The following is a 20,915-nucleotide window of genomic DNA, read 5'->3' as shown; positions in this document are numbered from 1 at the left end:
CGGCGAAGGCCGGGGCCCAGAAGCGAAGGTTTTGCAAACGAAGCGCAGCGCTCGCCGTTCAGCCGTCCGCTACTGGGCCCCGACCTTCGCCGGGGAAGGGAGTGGGGAACGCACTGCGCTCACCTCGTCGAAGCTCGCAATATCCCCGCCGTCGCTAGCACGATCGATCAGCAGCGCGTCCATCCCCGCCGCACGCGCCGCGGCGACCTCCTGCAGCGTATCCGACAGGAACAGCACCGCGCTTGGCTCGACACCGATTGCAGCCGCGATCCTGGTGTAGGACGCTGCCTCGCGCTTTGGCCCGGTCGTCGTATCGAAATAGCCCGAGAAGAGCGGTGTCAGGTCGCCCGCATCGCTGTGCCCGAAGAGCAATTTCTGCGCCGCGACCGAGCCCGACGAGAAGACGTAGAGCGTCACCCCTGCGGCGTGCCAGCGCTCGAGCCCCGCCACGGCATCGGCATAGACATGCCCGGTGAATGCGCCGGCGCGATACCCGTCCGCCCAGATCATCCCCTGCAGCGTCTTGAGCGGAGTCACCTTGCGATCCTCGTCGATCCAGCGCGTGAGCGTCGCTACAGGATCGCCCGGTTCGCTCGCCACAACCTCGGCCAGGATCGGCGCGGTCTCGGCCGGATGCGCCGCGACATGTTCGGCAAGGCGCGCGCGGGCATAGGGGAACAGCACCTCGGCGACGAACGCGATGCTCGACGTCGTCCCCTCGATATCGGTCAGGATCGCCTTCACGCTACAGCCGGCTCGAGCCGGGGGAAACGCTCGGCAATGTCGCTGCCGGTAAACTGTGCGATCCAGCCATCGGCGTTCACGAACAGCCGGATCGCGGTGAAGCGTGGGGAAGCCCCCATGTCGAACCAGTGGCGCATGCCCGCGGGCACCGAGATCAGATCGCCAGCGCTGCACAGCATGTTGAAGATGCGATCGTCGTGGTGGAGCGTGAACAGCCCCTCGCCCGCGACGAAGAAGCGCACCTCGTCCTCGGCATGCGTATGCTCGGACAGGAATTTGTCGCGTATCGCGGCGCGCTCGGGATGGTCGGGCGCGATCGCGGCGACGTCGATCGAGCGATAGCCGCCCTGCGCTGTCAGTCGAACCACCTCGTCGGCATAGACCGCGAGGATGTCGCTGTCGGCATCGAGCGCCTTGAGCGGCCAGCGCTCGAACTGCACGCCGACCGCGCCGAGCGCTTCGGCGATCGCGGCGCCGTCGCGCGTATCGAGCAGCGGCGTCGTGGCGTCGGTCTCGGCAAAGACCTGCAAGCGGCTCATCGAAAGCTCCTTTCGGCGAGTTCGGCGGCGATCATCCATTCGATCGCCTCGATTACCCGCTCGGCCTCGGCCATGTCGCGGCCCCAGCCATAAAGACCATGGCTGCGAATGAGATAGGCGGGAATCGCATGCGTTTCCAGCAGCCGCGGCGCGATCGCCGCCTCGACCACGGCCATGTCCTGGCTGTTCTCGACGATCGGCAGCGTGACCGCGATGTCGTGCGTGGCGACCCCGGGCAGCGCCTTGAGCATCTCGTGCCCCGCGAGCCGATAGCCGTCACCCGCCACCGCGCGGCTGAGACCGACTGCGGCAGGCGAGTGGCTGTGCAGCACCGCGCCGATATCGGGAAAGGCGTGATAGAGCGAAAGGTGCAGCGCCGTCTCGGCAGAGGGCTTCTTGCCATCGAGCGACGCGCCCGCGGCATCGACGCGCATCACGTCCTCGGGCGCGAGTCGCCCCTTGTGCCGCCCCGACACCGTGACCGCAAAACTGCCATCGTCGAGCCGCGCCGAATAATTGCCCGACGTTGCGGGCGCCCAGCCCTTGGCGTCGAGCCACCGACCGACCGCAACGATCGCGGTGCGCGCCTGTTCGAAGCTGGTGCTGGTCATCGGGAAGCGGCTGGAGCGGGTAACGGGAATCGAACCCGTGTATTCAGCTTGGAAGGCTGCTGTACTACCATTGTACTATACCCGCTCGCCGGCTTCGCGCACGCGTGTGCGGCGATGGGCATCGGTTAGCGCGGTGCTGCGCGCGGCGCAAGATGCGGGTCTTGCACTTGTGCGTGCAACGCGACAGGATCGGGCGCTTCCTCGCAAGGAGTGCCGCGTGCCCGACGACCAGACCGTAACCTGCCCCGGCGGCGACGGCGATACGGCGGTGACGCTCCCGGCGCGGCCCGAGGCGTTGCGGCTCGCGCCCGAACAGACCGCGGTCGTCGTGATCGACATGCAGAACGCCTATGCGAGCGAAGGCGGTTATGTCGATCTCGCCGGGTTCGACATCGCAGGCGCGGCGGGCACGATCGGCAAGATTGCCACCGTGCTCGATACCGCGCGGGCTGCGGGCGTGCAGGTGATCTATCTGCAGAATGGCTGGGATCCCGACTATGTCGAGGCAGGCGGCCCGCAATCGCCCAATTTCCACAAGTCGAATGCGCTCAAGACGATGCGCAAGCGGCCTGAGCTCGCGGGCCAGCTGCTCGCGCGCGGCGGGTGGGATTACGCGCTGGTCGATGCGTTGAAACCGCAGCCGGGCGATATCTCGCTCCACAAGACGCGCTATTCGGCGTTCTTCAATTCACAGCTCGACAGCGTCCTGCGCGCCCGCGGCATCCGCAACATCGTCTTTGTCGGGATCGCCACCAACGTCTGCGTCGAAAGCACGCTGCGCGACGGCTTCCACCTCGAATATTTCGGGGTGATGCTCGAGGATGCGACGCATCATCTCGGCCCGCCCGCGATGCAGAACGCGACCGTCTACAATGTCGAGAAGTTTTTTGGCTGGGTCAGCACGACCGCGGATTTCTGCGGCAGCTTCGGCCAGTCCCCCAAGGAGTGAACATGCCTTTCGAAGCGATCAATCCACCAGAGTTCCCGACCCCGATCGCGCCCTATTCGGCCGCGGCGCAGGCGGGCAACACGATCTACGTCTCGGGCATGCTCGCGCTCGGCGAGGGCGGGGCGGTGCTGCATGTCGGCGATGCCGCCGGTCAGACGCGGCATATCCTCGACACGATCCGGACGACGCTCGAAGCGGCGGATGCGACGCTCGAGGACGTGGCGATGAACCATATCTTCCTCAAGAGCCTCGCCGACTATGCCGCGTTCAACGCGGTCTACGCCGAGTATTTCCCGGGCGCCAAGCCTGCGCGCTATTGCATTCAGGCCGAACTGGTGAAGCCCGAGTGCCTCGTCGAAATCGCATCGGTCGCGCATCTTGGCTGAGGCGGCGGGGCTCTATTACGAGATTCACGGGCGCGACGACGCGCCGCCGCTGATCCTGTCCTCGGGGCTCGGCGGGTCAGCGCACTATTGGGCGCCCAACATCCCCGCGCTGGCCGAGCGCTATCGCGTGATCGCCTACGATCATCGCGGGACGGGCCGCAGCGACCGGGCGCTGCCCGCCACGGTGAGTGTCGAGGATCTCGCCGCCGATATGCTCGCGCTGCTCGACGCGCTCGCGATTCCGCGGGCGATCGTCGTCGGCCACGCCGCGGGCGGCGTCGCAGCGTTGGCGCTCGCGCTGATGGCGCCCGACCGGGTCGACAAGCTCGTCGTGGTCAATGGCTGGGCGGCGCCCGATCCGCACTTCCTGCGGTGCTTCGCTGCAAGGCTGGCGTTGCTGCGCGGAAGCGGGCCCGAGGCGTATCTGCGCGCGCAGCCGTTGTTCCTCTATCCGCCCAACTGGATCTCGGCGAACGACGCACTGCTCGAGGCAGAGTTGCCCGAGCAGCTCGCGCATTTCCCCGGTGCGGCCACGATGGAAAAGCGGATCGCCGCACTCGCCGCGTTCGATGTTTCGGAGCGGCTGCGCGACATCCATCGCCCGGTGCTCGTCGTGGTGTCGGATGACGACATGCTCGTCCCATCGAACGCCGGCGTGGCCCTCGCCAACGGCTTGCCGATCGCTGGGTTCTGCCGCGCCGAACATGGCGGGCATGCGGTCAACGTGGTCGATCCGGAAGCGTTCAACAGCTTCGTGCTTGCCTGGCTGGCGGGCGAAACCGTGCAAGGATAACGCGCATGCAGGTCGGCGTCTTCGTCCCCATCAACAACAATGGCTGGCTGATTTCGGAGACTGCGCCGCAGTACATGCCGTCGTTCGATCTCAACAAGACGATCGCGCAGTCGGCCGAGAAGCACGGGCTCGATTTCCTGCTCTCGATGATCAAGCTGCGCGGGTTCGGCGGCAAGACCGAGTTCTGGGAATATGGCCTCGAGAGCTTCACGCTGATGGCGGGGCTCGCCGCCGTCACCGAAAAGATCAAAATCTTCGCGACCTGCCCGACGCTCGTCATCCCGCCGGCGTTTGCCGCGCGGATGTGCAACACGATCGATTCGATCAGCCATGGACGCTTCGGGCTCAACCTGATCACCGGCTGGCAGCCGCCCGAATATACGCAGATGGGAATGTGGCCGGGCGACGAACATTTCCGCAATCGTTACAAGATGCTCGACGAATATGCGCACATCCTGCGCGAACTGTGGGCCGAGGGTGTCAGCGACTTCAAGGGCGATTACTATCAGATGGAGGACTGCCGCGTCCAACCCAAACCCGACGGCGACATGAAGATCATCTGCGCGGGCTCGTCCGACGAGGGCCTCGCTTTCTCGGCGAAATGGGCGGACTATGCTTTCTGCCTCGGTAAAGGCGTCAACACGCCGACCGCGTTCGCCTCGAACAACAGCCGCCTCGCCGCCGCCACCGCCAAGACCGGGCGCGACGTTTCGATCTTCGTCCTCATCATGATCATCGCCGCCGAGACCGATGAAGCGGCGATGGCGAAATGGCAATCGTACAATGCCGGGGTCGATCTCGACGCGATCGCCTGGCTCGCCGACCAGGGCGCCAAGGACACGCACAATACGGATACCAACGTCCGCCAGCTCGCCGCGCCCGAGGGGGCGGTCAACATCAACATGGGGACGCTGGTCGGGTCGTATGAAAGCGTCGCGCGGATGCTCGACGAGATGGCGGAAGTGCCCAATACCGGCGGCGTGTTGCTGACCTTCGACGATTTCGTCGAGGGCGTGGAGGCGTTCGGCACGCGGATTCAGCCGCTGATGAAGTGCCGGGCGGGGGCGGGAGCCTAACCGCGACCGTCATCCCGGCTTTCGCCGGGATGACGTGATCGTATCGAACGCCAGGCCGTTACATCGGAAACTAGATGGGGTTGGCGCGGCGCAAAAATTGGTCGAAAGAGCATCGCAAAACGGAGAGTATGCCATGCGGATCATCGACCATCACATCGTCGGCCTTTCGGGCGGCGGAGCGACGCGGACCGGCGACGTGTTCGATCCCAACACCGGCCTCGTCCAGGCAAGCGTCAACCTCGGCACGCAGGCGACGCTCGACACCGCGGTCGCCGCCGCGCTGAAGGCGCAGCCGGGCTGGGCGGCAGTCAACCCGCAGCGCCGCGCGCGCGTGATGTTCAACTTCAAGGCGCTGGTCGAAGCGCACATGGACGAGCTCGCGCATCTGCTCTCGTCCGAGCATGGCAAGGTGATCGCCGATTCGAAGGGCGACATCCAGCGCGGGCTCGAGGTCATCGAATTCTGCTGCGGCATCCCGCACGTGCTGAAGGGCGAATATACCCAGGGCGCGGGCCCCGGCATCGACGTCTATTCGATGCGCCAGCCGCTCGGCATCGGCGCCGGCATCACCCCGTTCAACTTCCCGGCGATGATCCCGCTGTGGATGTCGGGCGTGGCGATCGCGACCGGCAACGCCTTCCTGCTCAAGCCCAGCGAGCGCGACCCGTCGGTGCCAGTGCGGCTCGCCGAGCTGTTCGCCGAGGCCGGGCTGCCCGCAGGCATCCTCCAGGTCGTTCACGGCGACAAGGAAATGGTCGACGCGATCCTCGATCATCCCGCGATCAGCGCGGTCAGCTTCGTCGGATCGTCCGACATCGCGCATTACGTCTACAAGCGCGGCGTCGCGGCGGGCAAGCGCGTCCAGGCGATGGGCGGGGCGAAGAACCACGGCATCGTCATGCCCGATGCCGATCTCGATCAGGTCGTCGCCGACCTCTCGGGCGCGGCGTTCGGCTCGGCGGGTGAGCGCTGCATGGCGCTGCCGGTGGTGGTGCCGGTCGGTGAGAAGACCGCTGTCGCGCTGCGCGAGAAACTGATCCCGGCGATCGCGGCGTTGCGCGTCGGCGTTTCGACCGACAACGACGCGCATTACGGCCCGGTGGTCAACGCCGCGCACCGCAGCCGGATCGAGCAGTGGATCCAGACCGGGGTCGACGAAGGCGCTGAGCTGGTGGTCGATGGCCGCGGCTTCGAGCTACAGGGCCATGAGAAAGGCTTCTTCATCGGGCCGTCGCTGTTCGATCACGTCACGCCCGACATGTCGGCCTACAAGGAAGAGATCTTCGGCCCCGTGTTGCAGATCGTCCGCGCCGACGATTTCGAACACGCGCTGCGCCTGCCGAGCGAGCATCAATATGGCAACGGCGTCGCGATCTTCACGCGCAACGGGCACGCCGCGCGCGAATTCGCGGCGCGCGTCAATGTCGGGATGGTCGGCATCAACGTGCCGATCCCGGTGCCGGTCGCGTACCACACCTTCGGCGGCTGGAAGCGCTCGGCGTTCGGCGACACCAACCAGCACGGCATGGAAGGCGTGAAGTTCTGGACCAAGGTCAAGACCGTGACGCAGCGCTGGCCCGACGGTGGCGTCGGTGACGGCGCAAACGCCTTCGTCATCCCGACGATGGGGTGAGCCGATGAAGCGCCGCGTCAGCAGTGGTTCGCCGCTCGAGCCGATCCTCGGATTTTCGCGCGCGGTGCGGACCGGCGGCCAGATCATGGTCGCCGGCACCGCGCCGATCGAGCCCGACGGATCGACCACGCCGGGCGACGCCGCGGCGCAGATGGAGCGCTGCTGCGCGATCGTCGCCAAGGCGATCGCCGATCTCGATGGCGATATCGCTGACACCGTGCGCACGTGCATCTATCTGACCGATCGCGCCGATTTTCCCGCGGTCGCGGCGGTGCATGGCCGCTGGTTCGGCACGGCGCGCCCGGCCACGACGACGCTGATCGTATCGGGTTTCATTCGTCCCGAGTGGCGTGTCGAAATCGAAGCCGAAGTGATGGGCGCGTGATTCGGATCGGCCGGCATAATCCTCCGAAGCTGGGGTGAGGCGCGGCGGGCTCCTCTGGCGGCTGACCCGCAAGCGGCGGCGCGTTGCGGCGGCGGAGCGCGACGCGCGGCTGTATCGCGTCCGGATCGCGCTGCTGGTCGGCGCGATCGTGGTGATCGCGGTGCCGACGGCGATCAGCCTCGAGCGCTCGTTCCCGTGGCGGAACGACGGCAAGCGGATCGCGCTGACCTTCGACGATGTGCCGCGCGGCCCCGGCGCCTTCTACACCCCCGACCAGCGCGCTGCGCTGCTCATCGCCGGGTTGCGCGCGGCTGGTGTCCAACAGGCGGCGTTCTTCGCCAATCCCGGGCGGATCGGGCCCGCCAACCGCGCCGACGAACGCCTCGCCGCTTATGTCGCGGCGGGGCATGTCGTGGGCGATCACACCTTCTCGCACCACGATCTCGCTTCGACAGCGGCGCCGGCGTTCCTAGCGGATATCGACAAGGCCGAGCAGTGGCTCAAGGGCCGGGCAGGGTATCGGCCGTGGTTCCGCTTTCCCGGCCTCAACCAGGGCGGGCGCGATAGGGTCAAGCGCCGCGCAGTGCTCGACGGGCTCGCCGCGCGCGGGCTGCAGATCGCCTGGGTTTCGGTCGACGGCTCCGACTGGAACATCGAAGGGCAGACGATCGCCGCCAGGCGCGCCGGGCGCGCGATCGACGATGTCGCGTTGCGCGACCTCTATGTCGAGACGATGGTGCAATCGGCCGATTTCTCCGACGTGCTGATGCGCCGCACGATGGGACGCACGCCGCCGCAGGTGTTGCTGCTCCATGAGACCGATGTCGCCGCGCGCTATCTGCCCGATCTCGTCGCGGCACTGCGCAAGGATGGTTGGGCGATCGTCACCGCCGACGCCGCCTTTGCCGATCCGGTCTATCACGACACCAGCGACTTCGTCAGCGCGAACGGCACCTTGCCCGAGGCGCTGGCCTGGCGGAAGGGCGTTGGCGGGAAGCTCTATTACGAGCGCAACGACCTGCCGCTCGCCAACCGGCTGTTCGCCGAGCGCGTCCTGCACCGCGCGCCGAGCGCGAGCGTGCCGCTGAGATCGCGCGGCTGCCCGGTGAAACTTCATCCGTGGCGGCGCGTCTGTCCTTCGACGGCGCTAGCCGCGCACCTTCATACCCCTCTAGGGATTGCCGCATGACCGACCAGTTCGACCTCACCGACGACCAGCGCGAGATCCAGGATCTCGCGCGCAAGTTCACCGCCGACCGGATCACCCCGCATGCCGCCGAATGGGACGAGAAGCACATCTTCCCGCGAGAGACGATCAAGGCGGCGGCCGAGCTCGGCTTCGCGTCGATCTACGTGTCGGAGGAATCGGGCGGGATCGCGCTCGGGCGGCTCGAGGCGGCGCTGATCATGGAGGCGATGGCCTATGGCTGTCCCTCGACCTCGGCGTTCATCAGCATCCACAACATGGCGGCGTGGATGATCGACCGGTTCGGATCGCAGGGCGTGAAGGACAAATATCTGCCCTCGCTCGTCACGATGGACCGGATCGCCAGCTACTGCCTGACCGAACCGGGCTCGGGCTCGGACGCGGCGGCGCTCAAGACCAAGGCGGTCCGCGATGGCGACGATTACATCGTCACCGGCTCGAAGCAGTTCATCTCGGGCGCGGGCGAGAATGAGGTGTACGTCACGATGGTGCGTACCGGCGTCGAGGGGCCAAAGGGTATTTCGTGCCTGGTGATCGAGAAGGACATGCCCGGCGTCAGCTTCGGTGCGAACGAGCGCAAGCTCGGCTGGCATTCGCAGCCGACGCGGCAGGTGACCTTCGACGGCGTGCGCGTGCCCGCCGAGAACCTCGTCGGCGGCGAGGGCGAGGGGTTCCGCATCGCGATGATGGGGCTCGACGGCGGGCGGCTCAACATCGGCGCCTGCTCGCTCGGTGGGGCGCAGCGCTGCCTTGACGAGGCGATCGCCTATGCGCGCGACCGCAAGCAGTTCGGCACCGCGATCGCCGATTTCCAGAACACGCAGTTCATGCTTGCCGACATGGCCACCGAATTGGAGGCGGCGCGCGCCCTGCTCTACATGGCGGCGGCTAAGGTGACGGCGAACGCGCCCGACAAGACCAAGTTCGCGGCGATGGCCAAGCGGCTTGCGACTGACACCGGATCGGCGGTCGCAGACCGGGCGCTGCAACTGCACGGCGGGTACGGCTATCTGATGGACTATCCGATCGAACGCTTCTGGCGCGACCTGCGCGTGCATTCGATCCTCGAGGGGACCAACCAGGTGATGCGGATGATCGTCGGCCGCGAATTGACGCGGCAATGAGCGACGTCCTCACCACAATCGAAGGGCGCGTTGGCCGCATCCGCCTCAACCGGTCCAAGGCGCTCAACGCGCTGACGACCGCGATGTGCGAAGCCATGCTCGCCGCGCTCGACAGCTGGCGCACCGACCCCGCGATCGAAGTCATCCTTCTCGACCACGCCGAAGGCCGCGGCTTCTGCGCGGGCGGCGACATCCGCATGCTCGCCGAGAGCGGTGCGGGCGACGGCGCCGACGCGCGACGCTTTTTCCACACCGAATACCGCCTCAACCATCGCCTCTTCGCCTACGCCAAGCCGACAGTCGCGTTCATGGACGGGATCACGATGGGCGGCGGGGTCGGGCTCGCTTGCCCGTGCGACCACCGCATCGCGACCGAGAACACCAAGTTGGCGATGCCCGAGACCGGGATCGGCCTGTTCCCCGATGTCGGCGGCGGCTGGTATCTGTCGCGGCTGCCGGGACGGATCGGCCAGTATCTCGCGCTGACCGGGCACCGGCTCGACGGTGCCGAGTGCCTCGCGCTGGGCCTCGCCACGCACTATCTGCCAAGTGCAGCGCTCGAAGACGCCAAGGCGCGGATCGCGGCTGACCCTGCGACGCTGGCGGCAACACTTGCTGACCTGGCCACGTCTCCGCCCGAAGCGCGGATCCTCGCGCATCGGGCCGACATCGACCGTCTGTTTGCCTCTGACGTGCTCGAGGACATCTACATCGCGCTTGATGCCGATGGCGGCGATTGGGCGCTTAAGCAGCTCGCCACGCTGAAAACCAAGTCGCCGCAGACGATGAAGGTCTCGCTCCGCCTGCTCCGCGAAGGCGCGACGATGCCGACCTTCGAAGACGAGATGCGCCAGGAATATGCCGTCGGCGCGCATGTCGTGCAGCGGCACGATTTCCTCGAGGGCGTCCGCGCGGTGATCGTCGACAAGGACAATGCTCCGCGCTGGGACCCAGCGGAGCCCGAGGGCGTGAGCCCCCATGTGCTCGACCAGATTTTCGCCCCGCTGCCCGCTGCCGAGGAATGGACGCCCGGCTGATCGTCGCCCCGGCGCAGGCCGGGGCCGCTCTGCATTCGCGCGTGGCAGGCGTCGCGCGCACCACCCAACGGCCCCGGCCTTCGCCGGGGCGACGGAGAGACAAATGACCTACGAAACCCTCCTCGTCGAACAGCGCGGGCGCGTGACACTCGTCACGCTCAACCGCCCGCAGGCGCTCAATGCGCTCAACAGCCAGATCCTCGCCGATCTGCTCGCGGCGATGGCGGCGTTCGATGCCGATCCGTCGCAGGGCTGCGCGGTCATCACCGGCAGCGAGAAGGCCTTCGCCGCCGGCGCCGACATCAAGGAGATGCAGGCGCAGGGCTTCGCCGACATGTACGCGCATGATTTCTTCGCGGGTTGGGATCGTTTCACCAAGACGCGCAAGCCCGTCATCGCGGCGGTGTCGGGCTATGCGCTCGGCGGCGGATGCGAGCTGGCGATGATGTGCGACTTCATCCTCGCCGCCGACTCGGCCAAGTTCGGCCAGCCCGAGATCAAGCTTGCGGTTTCGCCCGGCATGGGCGGATCGCAGCGCCTGACGCGCGCGGTCGGCAAGGCCAAGGCGATGGAGCTGTGCCTCACCGGCCGGATGATGGACGCCGCCGAAGCCGAGCGTGCGGGACTCGTCTCGCGCGTCGTGCCGGCGGCCGAGCTGGTCGAGGAAGCGGTCAAGACCGCGACGACGATCGCCGGGATGGCGCCGCTCGCCGTGCTGGCGAACAAGGAGATGGTCAATGCGGCGTTCGAGACGAGCCTGAGCATGGGCGTGCAGTTCGAGCGGCGGCTGTTCCATGCGCTGTTCGGGACGGACGACCAGAGCGAGGGGATGAGCGCGTTCGTTGAAAAGCGTGCTGGGACGTGGACGGGGAAGTGACGGCAATCCCCCTCCCGCTTGCGGGAGGGGCTAGGGGAGGGGCGTGCCTCAAGCGATGCGCAAGCCGCCACTGCCCTCCCCCAACCCCTCCCGCAAGCGGGAGGGGAGTAAGAAGAAGTAGGAGAGAGACATGACACGCATCGCTTTCATCGGCCTCGGCAACATGGGCGGCGGGATGGCCGCGAACCTCGCCAAGGCCGGCCACGACGTCCGCGCCTTCGATCTGTCGGCAGACGCGCTCGACCGCGCTACGGCCGCCGGCTGCCTGCCCGCCGCCTCCGCGGCCGAGGCCGCTGACGGCGCCGAGGCGATCGTCACGATGCTGCCCGCCGGCACACATGTCGAAGCCGTCTATGCCGACCTGTTCGCCGCTGACATTGGGCCATCGACGCTGCTGCTCGACTGCTCGACGATCGACGTCGCCACCGCCAAGCGTGTCGCCGAGGCGGCGCAGGCCAAAGGCCTCACCGCGGTCGACGCCCCCGTCTCGGGCGGGATCGGCGCCGCCAATGCCGGCACGCTGACCTTCATGGTCGGGGGCAGTGCGGAAGCCTTCGCGCGCGCGCAGCCGATCCTGGCGGCGATGGGCAAGGCGGTGATCCACGCTGGCGCCAACGGCACCGGCCAGGCCGCCAAGATCGCCAACAACATGCTGCTCGGCGCGACAATGGTCGCGACGTGCGAGGCGTTCCTGCTCGCCGAGAAGCTCGGGCTCGACCCGCAGACCTTCTACGACATTTCGAGCGTCGCCTCGGGGCAGAGCTGGTCGATGACGAGCTATTGCCCGGTCCCCGGCGTCGGTCCGGACACGCCTGCCGATCACGACTATCAGGGCGGCTTCGCCACCGCCTTGATGCTCAAGGACCTCAAGCTCGCCGCTGCCGCCGCCGGCGATACCGGTGCCGACACGCCGATGGGCGCGAAAGCCGCCGAACTGTACCAGCGCTTTGCCGATGCCGGGCAGGGTGGGCTCGATTTCTCGGCGATCTTCCGGATGTTGCGCGGCTGAGCGGGCGGCAATATCCTTAACCCGCTCCTAACGCTTGGGTGCTACCCATGCCGGTGATGTTCCATGACACCGCCCTAGCGCGCGCGGCGCGTGCCGCCGACCCGCGACCCGCCTCGGCGGTGAGCACGGGCTGTGGGCTGGCCGGGCTGGCCGGCCTGTTCGCCTGGGTCGCGGTCGCGCGCTATGTCGGCATGGACGGCCCCTATGCCGCGCTGGTCAACATCGCGGCGTGTGCGGTGCCGATGGTGCTTTGGGCGGTGCTGGTCGACAAGGTCCACCGCCGCGCTTCGACCGGAATCGACTGGTCCGCGCCCAAACCGTGGCGCGAGACACTCGATCTTTCGCTCACCAAGCTCGCCGGGCTGTGGCTGACCTGGGCCGGGATCGCGCTGATCTATGGCACCGAGCGCTTCTACTGGACCAACCAATGGGGCGGCTTCCCGTTCGCGATGCAGTGTTTCGGCGTCGCCGCGCCGGTGCTGTTCATTGGATCGATCCTCTATATACCGTGGGTCGACCGCCGGCTCGAACAGCCCAAGGACGGCTGCTGGGCGCTCGGCGCATGGCTGATGGGACTCGACGAGCCGATCGACCGTGCGGCGATCTACAACCATCTGCGCAGCTGGGGGGTGAAGGCATTCTTCCTCGCCTTCATGCTGGCGGTGGTGCCGCCGGGCTTTGCCGGTTTCATCCGCGGCAATCTGTCCGAGGTGCTGCACAACCCAGTCGCGCTCGCCAATTGGCTGATCGGATTCATGTTCGTGATCGACTGCGCGTTCGCGACCGCGGGCTATATCCTGACATTCCGCCCGCTCGATTCGCACATCCGCAGCGCCAACCCGTTCGCCGCGGCGTGGATGGCGGCGCTGATCTGCTATCCGCCCTTCACGCTGATGGCAGATAACGGGCCGCTCGATTATCATCCCGGCAGCTATGGGTCGGATGGCTGGTCGACATGGTTCGCCGGGCATCCGGCGATCCTGATCCCGATCGGTGTGGTGCTGATCGGCCTCACTGCGATCTACGCCTGGGCGACGGTGGCGTTCGGCTTTCGCTTTTCGAACCTGACCAATCGCGGGATCCTGACGCACGGGCCCTACGCTTTCTCGCGCCATCCGGCGTATCTGTCGAAGAACCTGTTCTGGTGGATTTCGACGATCCCGTTCCTCACGACGGGTTCGTTCGTCGATGCGGCGCGCGCGACGATCCTGATGGGGGTGGTCAGTGGCGTCTATTACTGGCGCGCCAAGACCGAGGAGCGGCATCTGGGGATGGACCCGGACTATCAGGTCTACACGCAATGGATGGCGCGCAACGGCGCGGTGCCGCGCGTCTTCGCGAAAATCTTCGGGGTTTGGGGGACGCCTGCAGCCGCGGACCCGGCGGTCCAGCCTCGTCCGGAGTAGACTCGAGAGTGAGACGATGACCCCGGGACTAAGCCGGGCGCAGGATTTCCTTGCCGGTCATGGGATCGCAAAGGGTGACATTCTCCGCAGCCTTGATCCGCCAGTCGCCGTCGCGGCGGGTAGCGACCGCAAGGATCAGCGTGTCGGCCTGATGTGGTCCTGACGGATGCGCGGCACCAGCGGTGAGCCGCGTCCAGAAGTGCAGGATCGCGGTCTCCTCGCCGATCCATTCGATATCCGCCGGATCCACCTGTAGCGTCGAATCGCGATAGATCGTCGTGTGGATGAAAGTGTGTCCGGCGACGATCTCGTCGATCCCGCGCCAATAGGTCGCGAAGCGGTTCACGAAGGTCGCATCGGTATGAAATACCGCGCCGAATGCGGCCATATCATGCGCGTTCCACGCGGCCTCGAACCGTTCGGGAATACCGTTCGGATGATCGACCATCGGCACCCCTGCACCACGATGTCCTAGAACCGAAGCGCCTTGTACACCTTCGAAACGTCGCCGTCCCATGCGCCGTGATACGCGTCGAGCAGCAGCTGCGCCGGCACCTTGCCGCTGCGGACAATCTCGCGCAGTGGGTCGAGGAAGCCCGTCTCGTTGCTGCCGCTCGCGTCGGTGCGATTGCGTGCGCTGAGGCCGGCGCTCGAGATGTCGACGACCTGGCCCGCGATATCGCGCAGCGTGCGCCCGCCCGCCACGGGCGCATCGAGGCCCATCTTCGGCACCGCATCGCGCAAGCGTTGGCGCTCGTCGATCGTCCAATCCTTGACGAGGTCCCATGCCGCATCGAGCGCACCCTGATCGTAGAGCAACCCGACCCACAGGGCCGGCAGCGCGCAGATCTTGTTCCAGGGGCCACCGTCGGCGCCGCGCATCTCGAGGAAGGTCTTGAGCCGCACTTCGGGGAAGGCGGTCGAGAGATGATCGGTCCAGTCGTCGAGCGTCGGCTTCTCGCCCGGCAGCACCGACAGCTCGCCCTTCAGGAAATCGCGGAACGACAGGCCCGCGGCATCGATATATTTGCCGTCGCGGTAGACGAAGTACATCGGCACATCGAGCGCATAGTCGGTATAACGATCGTAGCCGAAACCGTCCTCGAACACGAACGGCAGCATGCCGGTGCGCGCCGGATCGGTGTCCGACCAGATATGGCTGCGATACGACAGCATGCCGTTGGGCTTGCGCTCGGTGAAGGGCGAATTGGCGAACAGCGCCGTTGCCAGCGGCTGAAGCGCCAGGCCGACGCGAAACTTCTTCACCATGTCGGCTTCGGAGGCGTAATCGAGGTTTACCTGGATCGTGCAGGTGCGCAGCATCATGTCGAGCCCCATCGATCCGACGCGCGGCATGTGGCGCAGCATGATCGCGTAGCGGCCCTTGGGCATGATCGGCAGCTCGGCGCGGGTCTTGTCGGGCCACATCCCCATGCCGAGGAACCCGATGCCGAACTTCTCGCCGATCGCCTTGACCTGTTCGAGATGGCGGCCGGTTTCGGCGCAGGTCTGGTGAAGGTTCTCGAGCGGCGCGCCCGACAGCTCGAACTGGCCCGCGGGCTCGAGGCTGATCGAGCCGTCCGCCCCGGTCATCGCGATGACGTTTTCGGTGCCGTCGGGGCCGCGCTCGGTCACCGGCGCCCAGCCGAAGCTCTCGAGCTCTTTCAGCAGGTCGCGGATGCCGCCCTTTTCGGTGTAGCTCGGCGCATGGTGGTCGCTGTCGGCATAGACGAACTTTTCATGCTCGGTGCCGATCCGCCAGCGGTCGGCGGGCTTTTCGCCGCGCGCGAAGCTCGCGACGAGCTGGTCGCGCGATTCGATCAGGGGCGAGCTTTTGATGGTGTCTGGGCGCGTTGTCATATCCGCGCCTTAGCGCTGCGATTGCCCGCCCGCCAGCGGGTTTCGAAAGGCTACCAATCCCCTCGGGATGCCATCCACAGCGCGACCGCGGCGGCGGCTGCGGTATCGGCGCGCAGGATACGCGGACCAAGCCCGATCGCGACCGCGCCGGGCACCGCGCGGATCGCCGCGCGCTCGTCATCGTCGAAGCCGCCTTCGGGCCCGATCAGGATCGCGGCCGAGGCGGGGGCCTTGCGCATCGCCTCGAGCGCCGGCGCGCCACCGGTCTCGTCGGCGAAGAACAGCGCGCGTTCGGCGGGCCAGTCGCGGAGCAAGGCGGTGAGCTTTACCGGCTCGGCAAGCTCGGGCACCGCGGTGCGGCCGCATTGCTCGGCCGCCTCGATCATGTGCGCGCGCAGGCGATCGCCGTTGAGCCGGTCGACCACGGTGCGCCGCGTCAGCACGGGGATGAGCCGCGCGACGCCGAGCTCGCAGGCCTTCTCGGCGACCCAGTCGATCCGGCCCTTCTTGATCGGTGCAGCGCAGAGCCACAGATCGGGCACGTGCTCGGGTTCGCGGAGCTGCTCGGTGACGTCGAGCATCAGCTCGCGCCTGGCGACGCTCGCCGCGACGCCGAGCCATTCGCCCGAATGGCCGTCGAACAGTTTGACAGGATCGCCCGGCTTCATCCGCATCACGCTGCCGAGATAATGCGCCTGCGGGCCATCGACGCGGAGCGGGCCGAGAGCGAGCGGGGTCTCGACGAACAGGCGCGGCGTCGATTGCGGCGGCCAGGCGGGGGTAGCGGGCATGGCGGCGTGGTAGGGGGTTGGGGGGTGGTTTGCTACCCCAACGCGAGGTGTTCCAATTCCTTCCCTTGGCGGGGGAGAATTGCGTGGCGCGATCTGCTTGACTCGATTGACCCCAACACGCGCTGTTTGCGACGGCGATCGTTTCCTTTTTGTGCTAACGCACCCGTGCAGGTCCAACGATTTCAGGGACCTTACTGGTCATACCATAACCGCCGGGTTGTAGGACAGAGCCAGGTCCGCTTTCGCTCACTATCGGTCGTTGCATTGACGCATTACGTTGCGGCTATGGAGCCACCTTGGACTGCTTTTCCCGACATTTCGGCCTCATCGATCGGATGGCGGATGGGGCCGGGTGAAGACTATTATGATCAATTTTATCAATGGTATTCGAACCTGTCGGCAAGCGAACAGGGCGACTATGCTCTAAGAAATCCTGTTCCTGACGATTGGATCGATCTCTACCAGACAATCAAGGATCATCCTTGGCTGTAGTGGCAGCTAACCACCAGTTTCGGTCGTCACAGCACGCCCGAGACTACCGCCGCCGCCACATCGCGCGCACCCCGAGCGCCACCATCCCCAGCGCCAGCGCCGCCAGGATCGCCCAGCCCGCCATCACGCCGATACCGCGCGCGAGCGCCCAGAGCAGAGCTTCGAAGAACCGTCCGATCGCGACGGAGAGATGTACCATGCTGTCCGCCTGTGCTGTCCGGCCCGGAAGGGGGTTGGCCTCCTATCGCGACCGAGCATGGCGAAGTCGAGGCGGCTGTCCGTCGCCCGTCGCGTCGTGCAGGCCGGCGTGATAGTGTTTGAGCGGTCGCACAACAGCGTTTCCGCAATCTTTCCGCGCGGGTATGAGCGGGGCCATGACCTCCGCTGATCGCATCTCCGCCGACCTGACCCCCGATACCGAGCATCGCGGGCTCGTCGGGCTGCTCCCGCGCCGCGCCCGATCGTTCGCGCTGCTCGCGCGGTTCGACCGGCCGATCGGCTGGTGGCTGCTGTTCTGGCCGGGCGCGTGGGGCGTTGCGCTCGCAGGCGGGGCGGTGACGCGCTGGGATCTGATCGCGTGGCTGCTGCTCGGCAGCATCGCGATGCGCGGGGCGGGGTGTGTGTTCAACGATATCGTCGATCGCGATCTCGACCGGCAGGTGGCGCGCACGCGCAGCCGCCCGCTGGCGAGCGGCGCGGTGTCGCTCAAGGCGGCATGGGCCTGGCTCGTCGCGCTCAGCCTGATCGGGCTGGTCGTGCTGCTGCAACTCCACCTCTATGCCGCGGTCGTTGCGGTCGCGAGCCTCGCGCCGGTCGCCGCGTATCCCTTCATGAAGCGGATCACCTGGTGGCCGCAGATCTGGCTCGGCCTCGTCTTTTCCTGGGCGGCGCTGGTCGGGTGGAGCGACGTGGCGGGTGCGCTCACCCCGCCGGGGCTGCTGCTCTATGCGGGGTCGATCTGCTGGGTGGTCGGCTACGACACCATCTACGCATTGCAGGACCGCGAGGACGATGCGCTGATCGGCATCCGCTCGTCGGCGCTGCGCATGGGCCGCCGGGTCCGGCTCGGCGTCGGGCTGTTCTATGCCGCAGCGCTGGCACTGTGGGGGGCGGCGATCTGGGTGTTGCGGCCCGATGGGCTGGCGCTGCTCGCCTTGCTGCCGGTGGCGGGGCATTTCGTCTGGCAGGTGGTGACGCTTGCGCCCGACGATGGCGCGGGCGCGCTGCAGCGATTTCGTTCGAACCGGTTCGCCGGGTTGCTGATGTTTCTCGCGTGCGTCGTCGTCGGGACGCCGTGGCCGTATTGATCCCCTCCCTCCGCTGAGGGGCGGGGCGGAGATGAGGTTGCACGCGTGCCCGCCCGCACCTAAGTCCGCAGCCATGCTGACTCCAGACCAAGCCCGCGATCGCGCTGCCGATATCGTCACTCGTGCGAAGGCGGCGGGCGCCGATGCCGCCGATGCGGTCTATGCCGCCGATACCTCGCTCGACATTGCCGTCCGGCTCGGCGCGCTCGAGGATGTCGGACGTTCGGAAAGCGCCGAACTGGGGCTGCGCGTGTTCGTCGGCAAGCGCTCGGCGAGCGTTTCTACCTCAGACCTGTCGGCCGATGCGCTGTCCGCGCTGGTCGAGCGGGCGATCGCGATGGCGCGCGAGGCGCCCGAGGATGCCTGGGCCGGGCTCGCACCCGCCGATCGGCTGATGCACGGCGCGCCGCCGCTGCTCGATCTCGACGATCTGGCGCGCTGTGGCGACGAAGCCTCGCCCACGGAACTGCGCGCTGCGGCGCAGGCGGCGGAAGATGCCGCGCGCGCGGTTCCCGGCGTGACCAACAGCGAAGGGGGTTCGGCCAGCGCGGCACGCTCGATCTGGGCGCTCGCCACCAGCCACGGGTTCGCCGCGGCCTATGCCACGACCGGCTACGGCCTGTCGGCGAGCGTGCTGGCGGGCGAGGGCGGCGCGATGGTACGCGATTACGCCTATAGCTCGAAGCGGCACCGCGCGGCGCTCGACGATCCCGCCGAGATCGGCACGCGCGCGGGCAATCGCGCCGTGGCGCGCGTCAATCCCGGGCGGCTTGCCAGCGGGCCGATGAGCGTGGTGTTCGATCCGCGCGTGGGGTCGAGCCTGCTCGGCCATCTGATTGGCGCGATCTCGGGCCAGGCGATCACGCGCAAGACCAGCTTCCTGCTCGATGCGCTCGGCACGCAGGTGTTCTCGAGCGGTGTCACGGTGCTCGACGATCCGCATCTGCCGCACGGCCTGCGCTCGCGCCCGTTCGACGGCGAGGGGCTGCCCGTTTCGCCGATGGCGATCATCGAGGCGGGAATGCTCGAGGCGTGGCTGCTCGACAGCGCGTCCGCGCGGCAATTGGGGCTCGAACCGACCGGGCACGCTGCGCGCGGCGTCGGCGGCGCGCCAGGCGTGTCGACAAGCAACCTCCACATGGCCGCGGGCGATCTTCCGCCCGGGACCTTGATCGAGGACATCGCCAACGGCGTGCTCGTCACCGAACTGATCGGGATGGGCGTCAACGGCGTCACGGGCGATTACAGCCGCGGTGCCGCCGGCTTCCGGATCGAGAACGGCATCGTCACCGGGCCGGTCGCCGAATTCACCATCGCGGGCAATCTGAAGGACATGTTTCGCGAACTGACCCCCGCGAACGATCTCGAATTCCGCTACGGGATCAACGTGCCGACGATCCGGATCGACGGGATGACGGTGGCGAGTGGCTGAGACCGGGCCTGCTGATCTTGGGCTTGCCGATGCGGTAGCGGCGGTCGCGGCCGAGGCGGGCGCGCTCGCGCTGCGGCATTGGCGGACCGACTTCGCGCGGTGGGAAAAGGCGCCGAACGACCCGGTCAGCCAGGTCGATCTCGACGTCAACACGCTGCTTCACGCGCGGCTGTCGGCCTTGTTGCCCGATGCAGGCTGGCTGTCCGAGGAAACCGCCGACAATGCCGATCGGCTCGCCTGTGGGCGGGTGTGGGTGGTCGATCCGATCGACGGCACGCGCGACTATATCCGCGGGCGCGATGGCTGGGCGGTCTCGGTCGCCTTGGTGGAGCAGGGCCGCGTGACGATCGGCGTGCTCGACGCCCCCGCGCGCGGCGACATTTTCCGGGCGGCGCTGGGGCAGGGGGCGACCCGCAACGGCGTGGCGATCCGCGTCGGCGACCGGTGCGTGTTCAGCGGGTCGCGCGTGCCGACCGACGGCTTGCCCAATGTGGACAGCGATCTCGTCGTGGTGGCCAAGCCCAATTCGATCGCCTTGCGGATCGCGATGGTCGCGGCGGACGAGGCCGATCTCGTCGCGACGCTGCGCTGGGGCTATGAATGGGACATCGCCGCCGCGGCGCTGATTGCCGCCGAGGCGGGCGCCAGTGTGACCGACGCGTTCGGTGCGCCGCTTGCGTTCAATACGGCGAGCGCGCAGGCGTTCGGCGTGCTCGCGACGACGCCCGGGATTCACGCCGCCGCGGTCGAGCGGCTGAGCGAGCGGGCACGGACGCTGTCGGCATGAGCGGACCCAGTCGCCGCGGCGACGCCGTCGGCGCGATGCGTTCGACGATCCGTGTTTGCGCCGTCGCGCTCCTGCTGACCGCCTGTTCGCCGGGCGACGACAAGGAAGCGCGCCGCCGCGCCGCCGGACCTGCGCCTTCGCCGGCGGCGCTGTTGCGCGTTGCGAGCGCGTCCGCCGGCGAAAAGGTGTTCGGTCAGTGCTTTGCCTGCCATTCGATCGACGCTTCTGCCGCCGATCGCAGTGGGCCGAACCTGTTCGGCGTGATGGGCGCGCCCGTCGGGCAGCGCCGCCCGCGCTTTCCCTATAGCGGAGCGCTGCAGGCGGCGGGCGGCACCTGGACGCCCGCGCGGATGGACGCATGGCTTACCAACCCCAAGGCGATGGTGCCTGGCACCGCGATGGGGTTCGCAGGGCTCGCCGACCCGCTCGATCGGGCTGACGTGATCGCCTATCTGCAGAAGCAGCACTGA

23 protein-coding genes and 1 tRNA gene are annotated in these 20,915 nt (G+C 67.4%); 16 read left to right on the top strand and 8 right to left on the bottom strand.

All coding sequences use genetic code 11. The features are described 5' to 3' along the window. Positions 1 to 69 precede the first annotated feature (69 nt). The 4 genes from mtnC to ACVWYO_RS02250 all read right to left on the bottom strand — a co-directional run bounded on the left by mtnC (position 70) and on the right by ACVWYO_RS02250 (position 1,979). Positions 70 to 744: an acireductone synthase gene (gene mtnC / locus ACVWYO_RS02265; protein WP_457348584.1), complete on the bottom strand. Its 675-nt coding sequence runs from the start codon at positions 742 to 744 to the stop codon at positions 70 to 72. Further along, on the bottom strand, positions 741 to 1,283 hold the full coding sequence (locus ACVWYO_RS02260; RefSeq protein ID WP_457348583.1) for a 1,2-dihydroxy-3-keto-5-methylthiopentene dioxygenase: 543 nt from the start codon (positions 1,281 to 1,283) through the stop codon (positions 741 to 743). Before ACVWYO_RS02260 ends, mtnC begins: the two co-directional genes overlap by 4 nt. Then, a complete protein-coding gene (locus ACVWYO_RS02255; RefSeq protein WP_457348582.1) occupies positions 1,280 to 1,894 on the bottom strand; it encodes a methylthioribulose 1-phosphate dehydratase in 615 nt (204 codons plus the stop codon). The genes ACVWYO_RS02260 and ACVWYO_RS02255 overlap by 4 nt, the downstream gene beginning before the upstream one ends. Positions 1,895 to 1,905: 11 nt before the next feature. Next, a tRNA-Gly gene (locus ACVWYO_RS02250) sits at positions 1,906 to 1,979 on the bottom strand. A 132-nt stretch (positions 1,980 to 2,111) separates the two neighbouring features. Here ACVWYO_RS02250 and rutB point away from each other — a divergent pair. From rutB to ACVWYO_RS02190, 12 genes are all read left to right on the top strand, one after another. Beyond that, on the top strand, positions 2,112 to 2,843 hold the full coding sequence (rutB, locus tag ACVWYO_RS02245) for a pyrimidine utilization protein B (RefSeq protein WP_457348581.1): 732 nt from the start codon (positions 2,112 to 2,114) through the stop codon (positions 2,841 to 2,843). A 2-nt stretch (positions 2,844 to 2,845) separates the two neighbouring features. After that, positions 2,846 to 3,229, top strand: a complete 384-nt coding sequence (locus tag ACVWYO_RS02240; RefSeq protein ID WP_457348580.1) for a Rid family hydrolase — start codon at positions 2,846 to 2,848, stop codon at positions 3,227 to 3,229. Beyond that, positions 3,222 to 4,022, top strand: coding sequence for a pyrimidine utilization protein D (rutD, locus tag ACVWYO_RS02235; protein WP_457348579.1), 801 nt, complete (start codon positions 3,222 to 3,224; stop codon positions 4,020 to 4,022). Before ACVWYO_RS02240 ends, rutD begins: the two co-directional genes overlap by 8 nt. Positions 4,023 to 4,027: 5 nt before the next feature. Further along, positions 4,028 to 5,098, top strand: a complete 1,071-nt coding sequence (gene rutA, locus ACVWYO_RS02230; protein WP_457348578.1) for a pyrimidine utilization protein A — start codon at positions 4,028 to 4,030, stop codon at positions 5,096 to 5,098. 133 nt (positions 5,099 to 5,231) lie between these two features. Then, positions 5,232 to 6,731, top strand: coding sequence for a CoA-acylating methylmalonate-semialdehyde dehydrogenase (locus tag ACVWYO_RS02225; protein ID WP_457348577.1), 1,500 nt, complete (start codon positions 5,232 to 5,234; stop codon positions 6,729 to 6,731). Between the two features lie 4 nt (positions 6,732 to 6,735). Further along, positions 6,736 to 7,116: a RidA family protein gene (locus ACVWYO_RS02220; RefSeq protein WP_457348576.1), complete on the top strand. Its 381-nt coding sequence runs from the start codon at positions 6,736 to 6,738 to the stop codon at positions 7,114 to 7,116. 34 nt (positions 7,117 to 7,150) lie between these two features. Continuing rightward, a complete protein-coding gene (locus ACVWYO_RS02215) occupies positions 7,151 to 8,305 on the top strand; it encodes a polysaccharide deacetylase family protein (RefSeq protein WP_457348575.1) in 1,155 nt (384 codons plus the stop codon). Continuing rightward, positions 8,302 to 9,447 carry an acyl-CoA dehydrogenase family protein gene (locus ACVWYO_RS02210; RefSeq protein ID WP_457348574.1) on the top strand — a complete coding sequence of 382 codons (1,146 nt, stop codon included), beginning with the start codon at positions 8,302 to 8,304 and terminating at the stop codon, positions 9,445 to 9,447. The genes ACVWYO_RS02215 and ACVWYO_RS02210 overlap by 4 nt, the downstream gene beginning before the upstream one ends. Next, on the top strand, positions 9,444 to 10,484 hold the full coding sequence (locus tag ACVWYO_RS02205) for an enoyl-CoA hydratase/isomerase family protein (protein ID WP_457348573.1): 1,041 nt from the start codon (positions 9,444 to 9,446) through the stop codon (positions 10,482 to 10,484). The genes ACVWYO_RS02210 and ACVWYO_RS02205 overlap by 4 nt, the downstream gene beginning before the upstream one ends. A 103-nt stretch (positions 10,485 to 10,587) precedes the next feature. Next, the gene (locus tag ACVWYO_RS02200; protein WP_457348572.1) at positions 10,588 to 11,361 is read left to right on the top strand and encodes an enoyl-CoA hydratase; all 774 of its coding nucleotides are present in this window, start codon (positions 10,588 to 10,590) and stop codon (positions 11,359 to 11,361) included. Between the two features lie 130 nt (positions 11,362 to 11,491). After that, a complete protein-coding gene (gene mmsB, locus ACVWYO_RS02195) occupies positions 11,492 to 12,370 on the top strand; it encodes a 3-hydroxyisobutyrate dehydrogenase (protein ID WP_457348571.1) in 879 nt (292 codons plus the stop codon). Positions 12,371 to 12,426: 56 nt separating this feature from the next. Next, entirely contained in the window at positions 12,427 to 13,776 is a 1,350-nt protein-coding gene (locus ACVWYO_RS02190) for a methyltransferase family protein (protein WP_457354833.1), read from the top strand. Between the two features lie 28 nt (positions 13,777 to 13,804). On the opposite strand, the gene ACVWYO_RS02185 is transcribed toward ACVWYO_RS02190, so the two are convergent. The 4 genes from ACVWYO_RS02185 to ACVWYO_RS02170 form a co-directional block, all read right to left on the bottom strand. Next, a complete protein-coding gene (locus ACVWYO_RS02185) occupies positions 13,805 to 14,224 on the bottom strand; it encodes an SgcJ/EcaC family oxidoreductase (RefSeq protein WP_457348570.1) in 420 nt (139 codons plus the stop codon). A 23-nt stretch (positions 14,225 to 14,247) separates the two neighbouring features. Beyond that, on the bottom strand, positions 14,248 to 15,636 hold the full coding sequence (locus ACVWYO_RS02180) for a glutamate--cysteine ligase (RefSeq protein ID WP_457348569.1): 1,389 nt from the start codon (positions 15,634 to 15,636) through the stop codon (positions 14,248 to 14,250). A 50-nt stretch (positions 15,637 to 15,686) separates the two neighbouring features. After that, positions 15,687 to 16,427, bottom strand: a complete 741-nt coding sequence (locus tag ACVWYO_RS02175; RefSeq protein ID WP_457348568.1) for a 16S rRNA (uracil(1498)-N(3))-methyltransferase — start codon at positions 16,425 to 16,427, stop codon at positions 15,687 to 15,689. A 535-nt stretch (positions 16,428 to 16,962) separates the two neighbouring features. Then, entirely contained in the window at positions 16,963 to 17,118 is a 156-nt protein-coding gene (locus ACVWYO_RS02170; RefSeq protein WP_457348567.1) for a hypothetical protein, read from the bottom strand. 175 nt (positions 17,119 to 17,293) lie between these two features. Between ACVWYO_RS02170 and ubiA the strand changes: the two genes are divergently transcribed. The 4 genes from ubiA (at position 17,294) to ACVWYO_RS02150 (ending at position 20,915) form a co-directional block, all read left to right on the top strand. Continuing rightward, entirely contained in the window at positions 17,294 to 18,226 is a 933-nt protein-coding gene (ubiA, locus tag ACVWYO_RS02165) for a 4-hydroxybenzoate octaprenyltransferase (RefSeq protein ID WP_457348566.1), read from the top strand. A gap of 73 nt (positions 18,227 to 18,299) precedes the next feature. Continuing rightward, positions 18,300 to 19,658, top strand: coding sequence for a TldD/PmbA family protein (locus tag ACVWYO_RS02160; RefSeq protein WP_457348565.1), 1,359 nt, complete (start codon positions 18,300 to 18,302; stop codon positions 19,656 to 19,658). After that, positions 19,651 to 20,445, top strand: a complete 795-nt coding sequence (locus ACVWYO_RS02155; protein ID WP_457348564.1) for a 3'(2'),5'-bisphosphate nucleotidase CysQ — start codon at positions 19,651 to 19,653, stop codon at positions 20,443 to 20,445. The genes ACVWYO_RS02160 and ACVWYO_RS02155 overlap by 8 nt, the downstream gene beginning before the upstream one ends. Then, complete coding sequence (locus ACVWYO_RS02150; protein ID WP_457348563.1) at positions 20,442 to 20,915, top strand: c-type cytochrome; 474 nt, start codon at positions 20,442 to 20,444, stop codon at positions 20,913 to 20,915. The genes ACVWYO_RS02155 and ACVWYO_RS02150 overlap by 4 nt, the downstream gene beginning before the upstream one ends.

The sequence above is a fragment of the Sphingomonas sp. UYP23 genome (assembly GCF_054059235.1).
Note: the sequence above shows the minus strand (reverse complement) of the source record. Positions and strands in the feature narration are given on the sequence as shown.

Coding starts and splice junctions, on each gene's coding strand:
- ACVWYO_RS02260 (WP_457348583.1), bottom strand. CDS start 1,283: ATGAGCCGCTTGCAGGTCTTTGCCGAGACCGACGCCACGACGCCGCTG.
- ACVWYO_RS02255 (WP_457348582.1), bottom strand. CDS start 1,894: ATGACCAGCACCAGCTTCGAACAGGCGCGCACCGCGATCGTTGCGGTC.
- ACVWYO_RS02240 (WP_457348580.1), top strand. CDS start 2,846: ATGCCTTTCGAAGCGATCAATCCACCAGAGTTCCCGACCCCGATCGCG.
- rutA (WP_457348578.1), top strand. CDS start 4,028: ATGCAGGTCGGCGTCTTCGTCCCCATCAACAACAATGGCTGGCTGATT.
- ACVWYO_RS02225 (WP_457348577.1), top strand. CDS start 5,232: ATGCGGATCATCGACCATCACATCGTCGGCCTTTCGGGCGGCGGAGCG.
- ACVWYO_RS02220 (WP_457348576.1), top strand. CDS start 6,736: ATGAAGCGCCGCGTCAGCAGTGGTTCGCCGCTCGAGCCGATCCTCGGA.
- ACVWYO_RS02210 (WP_457348574.1), top strand. CDS start 8,302: ATGACCGACCAGTTCGACCTCACCGACGACCAGCGCGAGATCCAGGAT.
- ACVWYO_RS02205 (WP_457348573.1), top strand. CDS start 9,444: ATGAGCGACGTCCTCACCACAATCGAAGGGCGCGTTGGCCGCATCCGC.
- ACVWYO_RS02200 (WP_457348572.1), top strand. CDS start 10,588: ATGACCTACGAAACCCTCCTCGTCGAACAGCGCGGGCGCGTGACACTC.
- mmsB (WP_457348571.1), top strand. CDS start 11,492: ATGACACGCATCGCTTTCATCGGCCTCGGCAACATGGGCGGCGGGATG.
- ACVWYO_RS02190 (WP_457354833.1), top strand. CDS start 12,427: ATGTTCCATGACACCGCCCTAGCGCGCGCGGCGCGTGCCGCCGACCCG.
- ACVWYO_RS02185 (WP_457348570.1), bottom strand. CDS start 14,224: ATGGTCGATCATCCGAACGGTATTCCCGAACGGTTCGAGGCCGCGTGG.
- ACVWYO_RS02180 (WP_457348569.1), bottom strand. CDS start 15,636: ATGACAACGCGCCCAGACACCATCAAAAGCTCGCCCCTGATCGAATCG.
- ACVWYO_RS02175 (WP_457348568.1), bottom strand. CDS start 16,427: ATGCCCGCTACCCCCGCCTGGCCGCCGCAATCGACGCCGCGCCTGTTC.
- ACVWYO_RS02170 (WP_457348567.1), bottom strand. CDS start 17,118: ATGGTACATCTCTCCGTCGCGATCGGACGGTTCTTCGAAGCTCTGCTC.
- ubiA (WP_457348566.1), top strand. CDS start 17,294: ATGACCTCCGCTGATCGCATCTCCGCCGACCTGACCCCCGATACCGAG.
- ACVWYO_RS02160 (WP_457348565.1), top strand. CDS start 18,300: ATGCTGACTCCAGACCAAGCCCGCGATCGCGCTGCCGATATCGTCACT.
- ACVWYO_RS02150 (WP_457348563.1), top strand. CDS start 20,442: ATGAGCGGACCCAGTCGCCGCGGCGACGCCGTCGGCGCGATGCGTTCG.